General features: G+C 52.2%; 9 protein-coding genes. 4 read left to right on the top strand and 5 right to left on the bottom strand.

Annotated features, from left to right (window positions below):
* Window positions 1-15: 15 nt before the first annotated feature.
* The 4 genes from KI388_RS07410 (at window position 16) to KI388_RS07425 (ending at window position 4,385) form a co-directional block, all read left to right on the top strand.
* A complete protein-coding gene (locus KI388_RS07410; protein ID WP_215088679.1) occupies window positions 16-1,050 on the top strand; it encodes a tRNA-guanine transglycosylase in 1,035 nt (344 codons plus the stop codon).
* Window positions 1,047-1,934, top strand: coding sequence for a hypothetical protein (locus KI388_RS07415; protein ID WP_251133238.1), 888 nt, complete (start codon window positions 1,047-1,049; stop codon window positions 1,932-1,934). Before KI388_RS07410 ends, KI388_RS07415 begins: the two co-directional genes overlap by 4 nt.
* The gene (locus tag KI388_RS07420; protein WP_215088680.1) at window positions 1,931-3,088 is read left to right on the top strand and encodes a BREX system ATP-binding domain-containing protein; all 1,158 of its coding nucleotides are present in this window, start codon (window positions 1,931-1,933) and stop codon (window positions 3,086-3,088) included. Before KI388_RS07415 ends, KI388_RS07420 begins: the two co-directional genes overlap by 4 nt.
* Before the next feature lie 70 nt (window positions 3,089-3,158).
* Window positions 3,159-4,385, top strand: a complete 1,227-nt coding sequence (locus KI388_RS07425; RefSeq protein ID WP_215088681.1) for a hypothetical protein — start codon at window positions 3,159-3,161, stop codon at window positions 4,383-4,385.
* Window positions 4,386-4,579: 194 nt separating this feature from the next.
* Here the strand turns inward: KI388_RS07425 and KI388_RS07430 are convergent, their stop codons facing one another.
* From KI388_RS07430 to KI388_RS07450, 5 genes are all read right to left on the bottom strand, one after another.
* Window positions 4,580-7,090, bottom strand: a complete 2,511-nt coding sequence (locus KI388_RS07430; RefSeq protein WP_215088682.1) for a DEAD/DEAH box helicase — start codon at window positions 7,088-7,090, stop codon at window positions 4,580-4,582.
* Window positions 7,091-7,206: 116 nt separating this feature from the next.
* On the bottom strand, window positions 7,207-9,369 hold the full coding sequence (locus KI388_RS07435; protein WP_215088683.1) for a PD-(D/E)XK nuclease family protein: 2,163 nt from the start codon (window positions 9,367-9,369) through the stop codon (window positions 7,207-7,209).
* A gap of 127 nt (window positions 9,370-9,496) precedes the next feature.
* Window positions 9,497-10,207, bottom strand: a complete 711-nt coding sequence (locus KI388_RS07440; RefSeq protein ID WP_215088684.1) for a DUF6884 domain-containing protein — start codon at window positions 10,205-10,207, stop codon at window positions 9,497-9,499.
* Window positions 10,208-12,388 (bottom strand): queuine tRNA-ribosyltransferase tRNA-guanine transglycosylase, encoded by a 2,181-nt coding sequence (locus KI388_RS07445; protein ID WP_215088685.1) that lies wholly within the window; start codon window positions 12,386-12,388, stop codon window positions 10,208-10,210.
* 177 nt (window positions 12,389-12,565) lie between these two features.
* Window positions 12,566-14,527 (bottom strand): phospholipase D-like domain-containing protein, encoded by a 1,962-nt coding sequence (locus KI388_RS07450; protein WP_215088686.1) that lies wholly within the window; start codon window positions 14,525-14,527, stop codon window positions 12,566-12,568.
* Window positions 14,528-14,593: the final 66 nt, after the last annotated feature.

The following is a 14,593-nucleotide window of genomic DNA, read 5'->3' on the forward strand; positions in this document are numbered from 1 at the left end:
ATCGCAGCTCGTTACATGTTATACAGGCGACGAACACTATCAACACCACACGGAAAATTAGAGACACCAGTTCTCTTTCCAGTCCGCAACATCGGGAAGCGATCAAGCGATAATACCCCAGAGTACACGGATGAGATCCCTGACCTCTCGACTGCGATGCTTAACGCTCGGTCGATACGTCAGCGGGAACCACAGTGGGATAGAATACAGGATGGTCAAACCCTGCGGAGTGAGATGGGGGTACCCAAATCAACCATTATTTTCGCCGATAGTGGTGGATTTGATTTCCGCTCTGAAGAACTAGACACCACCCCAGAGAAATCGCTCGAAACACAGCAGGCAATCGAAGCAGATATCCTCGGGACAGTCGACGTTCCACTCTCGCGCGAGAATAGAGAACGAGAGAACGACCGGCGGGCAGAAGAGAATATACAGCGGGCACTTGCCGCGAGTGATTCGCATGACGGCGATGGCTTACTTTTTGCCAGCGTCCACGGGTACGACCCTGAGACAATACGGAACGGGATTCGATATCTTGAGAAGAACGGTGAATTCAACGGATACGCGCTCGGAAGTCTCGTTCCTATCAGGACCGACTATGAGAAAGTCACAAAACTGATACTAGCTGCAAGGCGAGCAACTGACAAGCATCTCCATGCGTACGGATTGGGCGGCCTCGTCTACCAACCATTACTGCTCTACTGCGGAGTGGACAGTTTCGACTCAAGTGCATTTATCCGGAGTGCTGGCAACCGGAACTACCTGATCCCTGGGTTCGGTGGTGAGGAACTCCGACATATCGAGGATCTTGAATACCTTCCTTGTGCTTGTCCGGTCTGTAAAGACCGTACCCTCGACGACGTCCGCGAGGACCGTGATTCTCTCGTCAAGCACAATTTATGGGCACTCACACTCGAACTTCGTCGCTTCCGGTACATGGTGGAAGCAGGCGAGGATGTTGAATCATACCTCGATCTTCGCTTCCGTGGCAACGAAGTTACCGCCCGGGCTTACAAACTAGCGAAACAGCAAGTCAGGGGGCTCGCATGAGTGACGAACGCCCCACCGTTCGACCGGTTAATCTCGGTCGACTTGTAGAACTAACGCACTTGTGTCGAAGCGGTGCGCAGTCGACGGATGAGGTGGTTGATGTACTCAACGTGAGTAAACGGCGTGCCCGAGAGACCATCCTCGAATCGACGCGAATCAGTCTCACTGAAGAGATATCAGACAGCGAAACCTACGCGACAACTGCCGTCGGTGAGCGCTTTGTCGAAGCCGTTGAAGCGAGTGATTGGGAGAAAGTCAGTTCGATTCTACAGACCCACAGTCCACATTACGGCGCGTTTCTCAGCCTGTTCGAAGACGGCAACACCATCGAACCGAATGCGGCGCTGGAACTACTTGAGGACCAAGCCGAGTTTACCCCCTACCAATATAATGAGACATCGTTAGATGTCATCGGGGCTTGGGCGCAACGCCTCGGCGCGATCCAGAGAAACGCGTTCGATGGTACGTTCTATGCTGTCGAAGAAAGCGATGTGCCACCCAACTTTCCGTACGTGTTGCTGTCCGTTGCTGACAGCCTAGAGGAAAGCGCTGGCGTGAATCTGAAGAAACGGTATCTCTCGATCCCCGAACTTCGTGAGCATACCTGTGAGCGTCTCAGTTGCGACCGTGCTGCGTTCGATGAAGCCCTACGGACGCTCGCACAACAAAATATCGGCCGGATAGAACTCTCCGGAGCACCGATCGATACTGGTGCGAAGGAGGCGCGATACGGACTCAAAACGATCGAACTGGCCGATAGTGACGGCGACCTCGTCACTACCGATCAGTCTTCAGAGCAGGTGATGCGTGGTGTCGAACAACTTGGTAAGCAATACTACTACCTCGCGGTGTACGACCGTGACCTCCAATTCAACAACAAATGACGACTGACAATTTCGAGATTACAGACGAACAGCGCGACTACTCATCCCTCGGTCTCGACGAAAACCCGTTCCCCTATAGCCCAGTACCCTCGGACAATCCCGAGGTTTACTGTGGTCAGGATCACGTGGCGAACGCGGTGAGCGATACCGTGTCATCGGTGCTCAGCACCGGGAAATCGAAGCACCTCGTGATAACCGGAAAGTACGGAAACGGGAAATCTCACACGCTCAAATACGCACGCTCGCTCGTCCGTGACCGCGAAGATGTCCTCGTTGGATACGTCGCTCAGCCCGGAGAAGGGTTCCTCGACGTCTATCACGAGTTCATGTACGATCTCGGCTTCGATCGTGTACAGGAACTTGCGTACGAATTCCTTGCTCACGTCGCCCGGAAGCATACCGAGACGAATCCGATGGGGGCACCCTCGATGAAATCGCTGATCGACGAGGGAGAGATTCTGCTCTCAGAACTCGTCCCGAAGGCTGTCCAACTGCTGAGTGACGTCACAAAATTCGCTGACTTTGCTCGTGCGATTGTACACATGGTCTATGAGGACACGAACCTCTACGCGTGGCAGTGGCTCACCGCGGAGGGAATTCGGTACGAGCAGCGCAAGGAGATGGAGATTCACAGCGCCCTTGACGACGACACGATGGGTGTGCGTGCGTTTACTGCGCTCAAGAACATGCTCCTCGAGCTCGGATACACCGGCGTGTTCGTCTTCGTGGATGAATTCGAAAGCGTGGCGCGCCTCTCTCCGAAGAACGAACAGGCGACGCTCAACAGTCTACGCCATTTGATGGATCAGAACAGTTCCGGACTCAGCATGATGTTCGGATGTGCTCCGGAGGTCTGGCAGGACATCATGAGCGAATACCACGCCTTCTCCGAACGAATCGGTCGAGAGGTCTCCCTCCGACCGATGACAGAGGACCACCTGAAAGACCTCGTCGATTCTTATCTTGACCTTGCCGCCGGTGAGGCAGTTTCAGTGTCCGATATCTTCGAGGAAGACAGTCTCCAACTGATTTTACAGAGTTCACAAGGGAACGTACGACAGGCGCTTTCGATCTGTAGCTACACGGTCGATGGTGCCGCGGAACGGGGAAGGACGAATATAGACACGGAAATCATTCAGGAAGTCGTCTCATAGAATATCCTGCCTCCACTAGGGTTCTCTTGATCCCAATCATTATTCTCTGTCGAGATCGTCGGTGAACCAGATGATTGAACCGCTCGTGCTGGCGGCGGCGAAGGATTTTCTCGTCACCGATGGCACAGAGCACGGATACGCAATCGTTGATGCGCAGTTTCTTGTGAATCAGTGGGGAGAGACCGATATTCCCGATGAAACCATCGAGAGACTCTCACCCATTAACGCGCTGAACCTTTCTGCAGGACGGCCAGATGCTCTCGTTGCTGTACCGAATCCGGATGCGTTTGAAACGAGTACGGAACAGGTCATCTCACCACTACTGTGCGCTATCGAAGCTAAGGGTCACTCTGGTGATTCCGTTAACGTTGCTGAGGCGATTACACAGGCACACGCACATCTTGACGAGGTTAATCTCGGCTTCGCAGCTGTCCCGAGACAGAGTGTAAAACCAATCCACCGTCGTTTAGCCGGAGAACTCGACATCGGACTCCTATTGGTTGATGATGCTGGGAGCGTTGAAGTCGCCAAGAAACCGAGAGCGGTCGGTGCATCAACGACACCGTCCACTGAGACGATCCGATTTCATGCTCGAATCGGAGGCGATGTCTCGTCGAAGTTGAAAAAGAACCATCCAAAAAATGCAGTCGGGTATGCGCTTGCAGTCGCTGCCGACGGCGACACTGAAACACTATGTGAAGAGCACGTCATCGGAACTATATCACATGCACGGCTAGATGCAGAGGCGCTGGGTTTGGTCGCAACTAGGAGTTCTCAACCGGCACTAACCCCCAAAGGAACTGAATCAGTCCGGACACTCTCATATTGTTATGATGGCGTACTGCCTGCGCTGGAGAAGATTGGCGAGTATTACGGTTCTCAGAAGCGGCTGATCGACGATGACCCAGCGATGGGGATCGTAGCACGAGACGCGATTCTACAGTATCCACCGACGCAGGAATTGCTCGACGTTTTAGACAACATCGCTGAAGAGGGCTCCGAGAAATTCCGCGTCGATCAAGTCGCAAAACGTCTTGCCAGACGCCGCCCGGAGTTCGCTATTGACTTGTTTCTCAGTACGGATCCGAAGACACGGCGAGCAGCTCTACAGGATCAAGAGATACGGTTAGACGTATTTGATCGAGAAGAAAACTACCACACAAATACGCTGTTCCAGTACAAGGCCGTGCTCTTCCATACTGGTCTTCTCACGTCACGGGGATTGGATACCCTCGCAGATTTGGACTTCTCTGAGGAGAAGGAATCTCAACTGTGGATTCCCGAAGATAGTATCTGAACCAAACGAACAAAACTCATCTATCAGGGCGTACAAAATGTGTCCGTGCGAACGCAGCCGAAATACCAGGGGGTGTCGGTTGTGGAGTGACAAAGTGGAGGAGTCCTAGACGGTCGACATGTAGTTCATTTCGACGTGATGTGGAGTGGAATTGTATACTCGGCGTAAAATGACCGTGCTACTGAACAGCTCTGTTAGCTTCCGTCAGGAAGATCGACGTGATAGACCTCTAGTGTCGTGTTCTCTTCCAATTCAGTATCAATGTCATGGGCCTCTCCACGTGCGGCCGGTGAGACTGAATCATCGAGTGCCCCGGTAAACTCATAGAGACGTTTCCAAGCCAGTTGGTCCTCATATCGATCTGCGTTCGGGTGCGAGGTCTGGAACACTGACTCAGATGCGACGATAATCAGTTTTCGCTTCATCCGGCTCGCCGCGACGTTGAACCGGTACGGGCTGAGCAGGAACTCGCTCAGTTGATTCACATATCCCGGGTCACTCGCCACCATCGACATCAGGATTAGGTCTCGCTCTCCTCCTTGAAATTTTTCGACAGTCTGTGCTTGAATGACATCATCGAGCCGTCCTTGGAGTTTATCCCGCTGTGTGGTAAAGGGTATCACGACGCCCGCGGATATCTCGCCACGGCTGAGATCCTCGTCAGCAGGGGCGATAATGTCGAACTCATCAAGTACCGTTTCGGTGATCGCACCTTCGATATCACTCGATCGCTCATCACGTTCACCCGAGTGAACTACGACCGATACCCATTCATCCGGATTGGTGAGCTCTTGGATCAGTTCGTTCTCGCTGTCGGCGGACGGAATCGGATCCCTGTTCTCGAGACCGCCGAGTTCGATACCGTCTTTCTCGTAAAATAGCTCCGTGAGGAGGTTTGCGACAGGTTGTGGAAGTCGGAAAGATTCCTCAAGCGGATAGATCGGGATCGCTGCCTCTTCTTGCTCGTCCGGACCGAGGTCATCGTCAAGTTCTGGAGATGGACGCTCGATATACTCCATATCGTTAATGTCACCTTTTAGGAATCTGATGAAGTCAAGAGCTGATAGGAATGGAACCGTGTCCTCGATCGTTTCGCGCGTCTCGGACTCCCAATCATGTGTCCGGATCGGCTGCATCTGCCGATGGTCTCCGGCGAGCATCAACTGTCCGTCGTCACGCGAGAAAGCTCCAACGAGGAACACCAGAGGGAGGTCCATCATACTTGCCTCGTCGACAACTGTGAGGTCGAATAGATCGCTATCCCCCTCTTCGAGTAACTCCCAGACGCTCGGGTCGTGATCTTGGTCTTCTTGGCGGTCGAGATCCTCGAGATCGAGTAAGAGCGGAGCAATCTTATCGACAGCACCTCGGATCGACGTCGGCGGGCCAAACAGTAAGAACTGCATGGGGTCATCATCGTCCGCTTCGAGGACAAATTCCTTATACAGATGGCGAAGGCGCTCCTCACCCTCGTCGTGATGATATGCGATATGCTCCACTAACTGGTCATCATCGCGCTCGTCATACGGATCGGCTTGGTCTGGCAGTGAACTTGGTCGAACGCGGACCAATTTCATGCGGTCGAAGCATTCATCATCACGACAATCAGCGGCGACTGTTCGGATATTCTCGAACAGTTCGTCGACAGCATCATGCGAAAGCGCCGAGACGGCCGCCGTGAACGACTCGTCGCTCTGCTCAAATGCGTATGCCCGGCCCAAGACAGCCGGTGAAGTTGTATAACTCGTTTTACCAGTACCCGGTGGCCCCTGGACGATGACGAGTTGTCGGCGAGTCTCTCGAATGAATCGCAGTTGCGGCTCATTCGGCTCCTCGTCGATCGAGTCTGCCTCAACAAATTTCGATTCGATAAAGCTCTCCGGTTCCCCCTCGATCAAGTCACTGTCACAGAAGTCCGTTTCCAAGTCGGTTCGCTCGCCGAGGAGAAGGTCGTTCAGCCAGTGGAGAACGTGATTGGAATCGCTTCTCTGTAAAGCTCTTCCGCAGTGATAGCTGACGATGTCGTCGTGAGCCGGGTCGAGAATGAACGAGGCGTCCTCATCAATTACGATCTGAGTCTGATTCTCTTCGTTCCTGAATACTCGTTCCGTATCCGGGTTAACACTCGACCGAGGGAGGTAGTGGTGGTGGCTATACAGGAAATCGTATCTACTATTTGGCCAGTGATCCCAGTCGTTCCACGGAGCAGCAACGGTAATTGACCCATCATCGCCGATAGCTGTGACATGGACAAGGGGCATCCGCTTGATATCGCTAGCACGATCAACACCTATCTCTACAGGTGGATCTTGGTCATCATCTACTGGTGTCATCACGACCCAGTCTCCCTCTGAGACGCTGCTCTCAGTGTATTCAGCGTCGTCTCCGGGCATCCAGAGTTCGCCTTCAATCGCATTCGTTTCGTCATCCGCGTCCGGTTCGCTTGTACAGCGGAAGAGTATCGATTGTCCCTCGTGAGCACGATATGGAATAGACTGCCTCCAACTCCGTCGGAGTTGCCGGTCTTTCGCACCAAATTCGAGGTCCATATACTCCTTGGCGGTTAGTGCTAGCTCAACACCGGTGAATTCGAGATCAAGCAGTCGGTTAATCGGAAGAGGACGCTTCGGAGTTCCCGAATTCTTTGACCACTCAGAGATCGACGCCTCGATGTGCTCTACTCCTTCAGCCATCTTCTCAGCCAAAGCGAGAAGGTGCCGACGGTTTATTCGCGGTCCGTCGCCGTCACCGGTGTGACGGAATCGCCGGATCATCTGCTGTAGTGTCTCCGGTGTTTCGTCATCCTCGAACGCTTCCGGGTCTATCCAGTCCGCGTCGAGGACATCAAATGTCCCCAGAGATACTCGAGCGGAATCGTATCGGTGTGTCGGTGAGCGAAGGGGAACTGGTTGGAGTAGTTCTCCCCTTCGTTGACCAACTCGAGTCCGCTCTTTAGATCGAAGTGTACTCTCTTCCCAAGAGATATTCCTACTGCGCTTTCGAACAGGTGCTCTCCGAAGAAGTTGTTCAGTGGAAGCGCAGTCTCCCCTTCCACTTCATGCCACCATGAGAAGTCTCTACTGTCGCTCTCGTCAGTTCGATAATTCGGTGGCCCACGCTCGGATTCTGGGTCCGGCCTCTTGAACTGTTCTACTGTTTGAACAAGTCCGAAGCCGAGGAACCGCAACAGATGACGGGAAACGAACTCCTCTTGAAGGACGGAAACCATCTCTTGATCGATGTCCTGTTCGCCAATCTCGGATCGCAATCCGAGAAGAGTCCGTAAGGCCTCAAACTCCACACTGTGATCAGAGTGTCGTTTCGCAGCACGCGTTAACGACTGTCGCTGGGCGGGGCTGTAGAGATAGAGGTGAACAAATCCTGGAAACTCAAATTCAGTATCGTCGTCATCCAATTCGACACCTTCGGGTGCAACCTCCTGGATCGCATCAATCAATCCGCTACTGTCTTCTCCTCCACTGAGAAACCTCCTCAAGAGTTCGCGTTCTGTCTCATCTTTATCCTCGGTTGTGGCGTGTTCAGAGTCTCCGTGAGCGGCTCCGGGGAGGTCCTCAGTGATCGCTGAAACATACCGAGCGGTCTTATTTCCTGAGTTGTGATTAGTGACGTACGCTCCTAAGAGCGAAAGCCGTTCCCGGATTGTGTCTTCTTGAATATATAAATAGACCCGAATGAGCGAACGGTTCGGATATGAGATAAGAAAATCAGGAAGTGGTGACTCCTCAGGCTCACCAGCTGGGAGATTATATCCGCTATCCGGAATCATGTTCGCATCAGACGGGCGATTTCGCCCTCCCTCAGTCGAGAAGATGTCCGCCGCAATCGAGTAACGTTCTAAATCTTTAAGCCCGACCTTGTCGCGTACACGGACAAACAGATTTTCGTTCCGAATTTGGACCTGTTCGGAAGCCCGCTTAGTCGGATAAATAAAACTGTGTTTCTTGGAGCCATCCTCGAACTTCCCATACTCGACTAACTCCCCGAGATCGCCGAGTGTCTCGATACCAGCGTCATAGAGGTCCTCCTGTGTCCCCTCTGGAAAGCCGAGTAATTCAAGACCGTCCTCTTCGACGGCGCGCGTATAACATACATCGTGGAAGTCACACCCTGCACACCGTCTGGACATTCGGTTCGTCATCTCCCAAGCATCGACTTTTTCGACTTCTTCAGCGCCTCCACTATCTGTCGACTTGAAGAGGATCTGATCGAGACGACCGCCATCCCGAAGGAGCATTTCTATGTCAGTCTCCGTCGGTCCGAGTTCGAACGAATCCAGATCACTGTATCCACGCTCAGTAACGGCATTCGACCGGGTAACGATTCGCCCCTCAAATGAAACCGCTTCTGAGATATCGTCGTCCCGAGCAACGGCCTGTCGCAGGAGCGTACTATAACAGGCGGCCTGAATGAGGTGGTGAGTCTTCCGCTCTTCGGAGGACTTGACCTCAAGGATATCAACGACGGTTTTACTTGAAGAACCGCTAGAATCCGACCTGATGACGATAATATCTGACTTTCCAGCGAGTTTCCATGTACCGACTGTCCCAGAGAGGTGAGCCTGCGAGCAGACGATTGTATAACCGTCTGGGTTACGCTCAGCCTCCTTGACGAGTTCGAGAACATCTTCTACCCCAGTCTCCCAAGGTGTATCTGATTCAGACAGTTCCACCCACGTCTTGTCGAACTCGACAGATTCCGGTTCCTCTTCCGCTACGCCGATCGATTTATGTACTTGTCGCCGCGCTAACAATGCGGCTAACTGCTCCTCTTCAAACCGAGTCCCGGTTTCAGCGTACAGAGGGCTGAGTAGTGATTCGTCGAATCGCCCGTCTTCCTCGAACAAGTTTTCAGTCAGATACTCCCAGGCGAGATATTGGTCACACCGCTCTAATTTCACAAATGATCCAAGCTTTGTCGGACTTACCGGACCAATATCCGCTCTGAGGTCTGAAATGGGGCCCATAGTTTCATCCAGAACCGTTTTGTGTTAAATCATAGTGGTTGGCGATTTGCCACTCCCATTTAATTTAAATATTTTACATTTATTCGCTTTACGCAAGGAATCCAAACGTACAGAGATTCTACACCGATCAAGAAAAGTTGTCAATCCCAGATTGAGAATTCGCTGAGGAATCAGTTAGACAGTACTCAGCCGCTTCATTAGGAGTGACCGAGTCTTTTGAGCCACAGAGAGCAGCGGAGAAATTCTTGAGGTAAGTCCCTTTCAGACCTACTACTGTTGAGCCAAACTTTTTGCCTTCCTCGGTTCGTGCAGGTACAGAAATAGCCTGTTCGTATCTCTCTTCCATTCCTTCCTGATTAAACAGGACGACAGTCGTTTCTACCGGCGTGGAACTGAGAAGCCCGTTAAGATCGATCGTATCGTAATACTTCGCCCCGAGAGCGAGAAAGACGACATCAAAGCCCCCAGTATCAATCAGTTCTCTCAACCGCTGAGTAAGCTGAAACCGTTCCTCCCGTTCCGCAATCTCCGCTTGGGACATCGAATTAAACGTGGCTTCGTACGGAGGCAGACGCTGGTCCTCGTTGACGAGTCCGAAGCCCGCACTGACGAAGAATCGCTCCACACTGTGACCTTTTGTCGTAAGCGCATGGATTGCCTCCGTGATTCGGCGTTGCTGCTTACCGTCGTACAGGTCCTTCGCTCGAATCCCCTCGATACCTAAACTCTGTAGGAGGCTCTCCGCATCCTCGTTTTGTGTCTCTTCCTGATCTACAATAGGATGATCTGCTGGGTGAGACTTTGTCCCAGAGCACTGATCGATAATCAGGATCCGCATTCAGAACTCCTCCAATTGGATCTGTACGTCTCTGCTCGGAGTAAAGTCAGATTCGTATCCCAGCCTCTGTAGGATCCGGTCCCGGACTCCTTGCGCCTTGTCCACGAACTCGACAGAATCGATATCAAACCGTGTCTCCCCTTCGGGATCGTAATAGAGGACTGTGTCGTAACGACCGGCCTTTCGTTCAAGTTCTTCTGAGATCCCGATAGGATCGAGAGAGATGCTTGTGGGTCCTGGTTCCGACCACTCATGAACACCATTTGCGTCAAGAACACCAATTTCCGCGACTGGGACATCATGTACTGCCTCCCAGAGATCTTCGTACCTGTCTGATAGATACTCTTCTACAGTATCTCGACCAAATAGAGAGCTATCGGCAGGCACAACAACCAGCATCTTCGGCAGATCGTGTTTGAATTTCTGATAGAACCGGTACGTGTTATGGAACCCACGGCGGCGATTTCGGTTGTTCCCCCGAAATATCGCAACCTCAATACCCAAATCCTCGCAGATCGGGCAATCACACCGATCCCATGGACGGGAACGAAGCGTCTCCCGGTACCCTTCAAGGAGATCTTCGTCATCGATCAGTTCTGATGTCGCGTAGCTCTCTAACACCGTCCAGATCTGTTTGAACGTCGCTACCTCGCCGGATTTCTCTTCGAGCGCTTCTACGCGATCGGCAGTTCGTGGGAACTCATCAACGACCTCACGAGCGATACTAATGATGTCTAGGTACTCGTCAAAGTCAGTCGGGTCGTCGGCGTCATCCGCACGCAGCAACTTTACGAGGCTCTTCCGGACATCATCACTGAAACTCGCCTGTAGTTCGTACCCATGATCGAAATCATCACGGAACTCGGAAGTGACCTCTCGGAGTAGTCTCGCATCGTATCTTTCATCGTGTCGGTGTTCCTCTAGGTAGTCAACGAGTGTATCAAGCACAAGGTCCGCTTCCGCGTACCAGCCACGTATCCGACTCGAAATAGAGTCTTCGTCGTCGAAAGCGCGTAACGCATGTAACACCTCTTGACCGAGCATCGACTTTTTGACGGCTATCTCAAGCGCGTCACCGGGTTTCGCGTACCGAACGCGGATGGCATCGAAACGCTCGTCAGGGTTTAAGTGATAATTGTTTCCGCCTGTCCACGCCGCTCGGAGCATACTCGCACTGTCTATCGAAGACATCTGTGCCCGACCGATCGTCTCGAAGCCATCCGTCTTTGCGAATCCGAATACGTGGGTATCGATCCGAGTCTCGTGTTCTGACTCGAACTCTGTTATTCGGTGCCCTACCTCTGTGACAATTTCCTCTACCTGCTTGAGTTGACTCCCAGCAACACCACCGATGCCGACGTACTGATACCCCATCTTCAAGACCTCATCGAGTGCCTCTCCGTATGTAGTCGGATTCCACCCCTGGAACGCAGCCATAAGGCGGAACGACCAGTCTCCGTTTTGGTACAGATCTCCCATCTTCCGGGCGTTTTCCAGCGTCATCTCATATCGCTTCCACTTATCATCTTCGCGGTAGACTGCTCGATGATCCTCGTCCATCCGCTGAAGAATCTCGAGAGTGCTGCCCTCGAAGTCCTCTACAGTGAAGGGGTCAACAGCGTGGAGGTTACAAATCGAAGGTTCACGCTGGGAGACTATGTCGGGCCATTCACTCGGCCACTCCTCGATCATAACATCGACTTTGTCTGTGAGTTGTGGTGGAAGATCACTCTCACCGAACTCGGAACGAAAAGCACGCTTGTCTAGGTAAAGACGCCCCTTCTCTTTACCCGACCCAAGGACGAGATGGTCGATAGTAACCCCGACATCGACATCCATTTTCTCGTAGAAATCCAGCATATTTGCGTTGCCGTAGGGCGGGAATGGGAGAGATTTGTAACCCCACGCACCGCAGTCACTAATCGTCGGCAGCCAGTTTGGAATGTTGAGTTGAGGATCATTGTAAACTCCGTACTCTGTAATACGATCGAACTTTGTCTGGCTGCCTTCAGCCTGTTCACGTGAAACGAGTACACCATCGATTGGAGTCGATTCGTAATCAAAAATATCCCAGATGAAGTGCCGTTCCCGCTTTGTCTTGTTCAACGCTGAGTGTTCGTCATGTATATAATCGTAATGGGCGTCGACCGCATCCTCCCATTCGGGAACGTAGAACCTCATAGAGAGTTCACTAGCGTTGAGTTTGGCTAAACACATTTAGATGTATCTCATCTACCCAGTCCACCATTAGTCGGATTTTCTGATACGGTATGTTGAAAGTGTGAACTGAATTCAGATGGGCAATATGACCCTTCCTCAATACTTGGTTGGCGGGGGTATCTGATTAGTGTCGTGTAACTATGGTCGGTACACCTTGGGATAGAACTCGAAGTTCGTCTTCCCGGTATACACCGATTCATCAATTGAATCTGGTTCAGCTAAGTCCCAAATGAGGTCAAAGTAGTCCGCCGCAGTCTGAATTATCTCAGGATGTCTGGTGTGTAAACCGGCTTCCGGATTGTAGTAGAAGCTATTTTCCATAAGATTAGCACTCCCAACAAGCGCTGCGCCATTCTCTGGTGTACCAGCGATGAACACCTTTCCATGAATTCCCGTCTCAGATACGGATGAATCGCCCTCACTGTCAGGTTCACTCCGTTTGTGCTTTCGTAACTGTGTGTGATCTTTGTACTTCTTGTAGCGAGTATATGTCCGTAATTCAAGATTGCCGTGAGTATCCCCAATTCGAGTAAGAAATTCTTGTTTGAGGTTATTCCATCCACTGGGATCTGGGAGCCGAAATAGAAGTTGAATCTTGATCCCATTTTTAAGTAGTCGATGGAAGAGCGCAGTATATTCCTTAACAATGAAATTGAGCCAAGGGGTCATGACTCTTAATCGAGGAGAAACAGATTCATCTTCGAGTGGCCGCGAACAGACTTCTCGCACCGCGTCTACAAATGTAACCGCATCATGGGGTTGATTCGTTCGCCACTCTTTGATCCGGTCAATTTCTTCCGAGAGGTGCGGACTTTCGCCGATATACTCTTCAATTTCGTAATTATCGGCGTGGTGAACGGGATCGAACATCGAGAAGACGAACTCAGTGGGCGCGGTGGTGATGTCGTCCAGTCGATCCATTGTTGATGCCAGAAGATCCGCACGTTGATCTCTCCATAAATCGTTGAGTCGGCCACCCAGTTGGCGAGCGGCCGTGGAAATAGAGTTTGCGTGGTCCTGTTCATCCTCAACATAGCTTTCGTAAGCGGCTAGTGCATCAGAGGCTGTTGGTCCAGAATACGGCGTCTCAAATACAAGGAGATCTTCATCCAGCGACACCTGAAAACCTTTATCGCGCAAGTCTCGATGGAGTCGGAATTTATCTGTAGTTGTCTCGTTATTAAGCAGCCAATCTACCGCGACAGGGAGTCCGTGGCGGCTTGCTACGGCACAGACCGCAGCTGACCGGTCGGAGAGGGGCCAACCAGGTGTATCATTTGGTGGCTCCGCCTGGCGGAGGCCTGTGGTTCTCTGAAGTCTTTCAACACGATCAGTCCACTTCCGTTCAGTCTTCATAAGTACCGCCTCCGCCTCGTCGGCGAACAGTTCGTTAATGAAAGCTTCAACCCGACCGTCACCGGCATACACCGGGAGACTTCCCTGTACATTAGTCGGGCCACGATCCGGAACGTCAACATCGAACGCCTTCAGAAGAGGAGGAATGATGGTTTCGATATCCGTCACCCCGTGAGCCTCGCAGATCCGGGCGAGAATTGCCCAACAGGCTTCAGACTTGGTCAGGCTCCGACTTCCGTGTAGTGTTCGGACAACTTCCCGTGGGATCTCATAGCCATCCTTCGCTGCACGGAGCGCTCCGAGAGACCGGAGTAAATTAACTGCTTTCTCATCAGCGATCGACTGTACATCCCGCCGTGCCAACACCACTACACCCGTGTTTTTTGTTTCATCATCGTACTCCTGAGCGGTCCGCAAAATCCGCATCTCCCCACCTTGGGCCTCGTAGGCTGCCCCGAGGACAAACTGCTGGGCAGTCTCCGGTGTCGCGTGCTGAGCTAGCAGCCGTATTTGAGATCCAAACCACTCGTCGATAATCGATTCGAGGGCGTCCGTGTACGTTTCCCAATCGACGGCGTGGTTAGTCACGTACACCGTGAGGTCGTAATAATGGCGTAGCGCTTCCCAAGCCGCGTCCGTATCGGTTATCGCCGCATTATTATAAAGCAGGATGCTCTCAGGAGAGACACCCCAGTAACGGCCAGCAGTGTGCTCCTCAAGAGAATCTGGGAGGTTAGTAGGCATATGTGAGTGAAAGCGGAGAGATTCACTTGAAACCGAGGATCAGTTCGACCGCGGTAGTGCGAACGA

Origin of the sequence: Halorubrum sp. 2020YC2 (assembly GCF_018623055.1) — an archaeon.
GTDB lineage: Archaea > Halobacteriota > Halobacteria > Halobacteriales > Haloferacaceae > Halorubrum.

What these genes read in the sequence shown, in the direction of transcription:
- KI388_RS07410 (WP_215088679.1), top strand. Translation starts at nt 16, where the DNA reads ATGTTATACAGGCGACGAACACTATCAACACCACACGGAAAATTAGAG.
- KI388_RS07415 (WP_251133238.1), top strand. Translation starts at nt 1,047, where the DNA reads ATGAGTGACGAACGCCCCACCGTTCGACCGGTTAATCTCGGTCGACTT.
- KI388_RS07420 (WP_215088680.1), top strand. Translation starts at nt 1,931, where the DNA reads ATGACGACTGACAATTTCGAGATTACAGACGAACAGCGCGACTACTCA.
- KI388_RS07425 (WP_215088681.1), top strand. Translation starts at nt 3,159, where the DNA reads ATGATTGAACCGCTCGTGCTGGCGGCGGCGAAGGATTTTCTCGTCACC.
- KI388_RS07435 (WP_215088683.1), bottom strand. Translation starts at nt 9,369, where the DNA reads ATGGGCCCCATTTCAGACCTCAGAGCGGATATTGGTCCGGTAAGTCCG.
- KI388_RS07440 (WP_215088684.1), bottom strand. Translation starts at nt 10,207, where the DNA reads ATGCGGATCCTGATTATCGATCAGTGCTCTGGGACAAAGTCTCACCCA.
- KI388_RS07445 (WP_215088685.1), bottom strand. Translation starts at nt 12,388, where the DNA reads ATGAGGTTCTACGTTCCCGAATGGGAGGATGCGGTCGACGCCCATTAC.
- KI388_RS07450 (WP_215088686.1), bottom strand. Translation starts at nt 14,527, where the DNA reads ATGCCTACTAACCTCCCAGATTCTCTTGAGGAGCACACTGCTGGCCGT.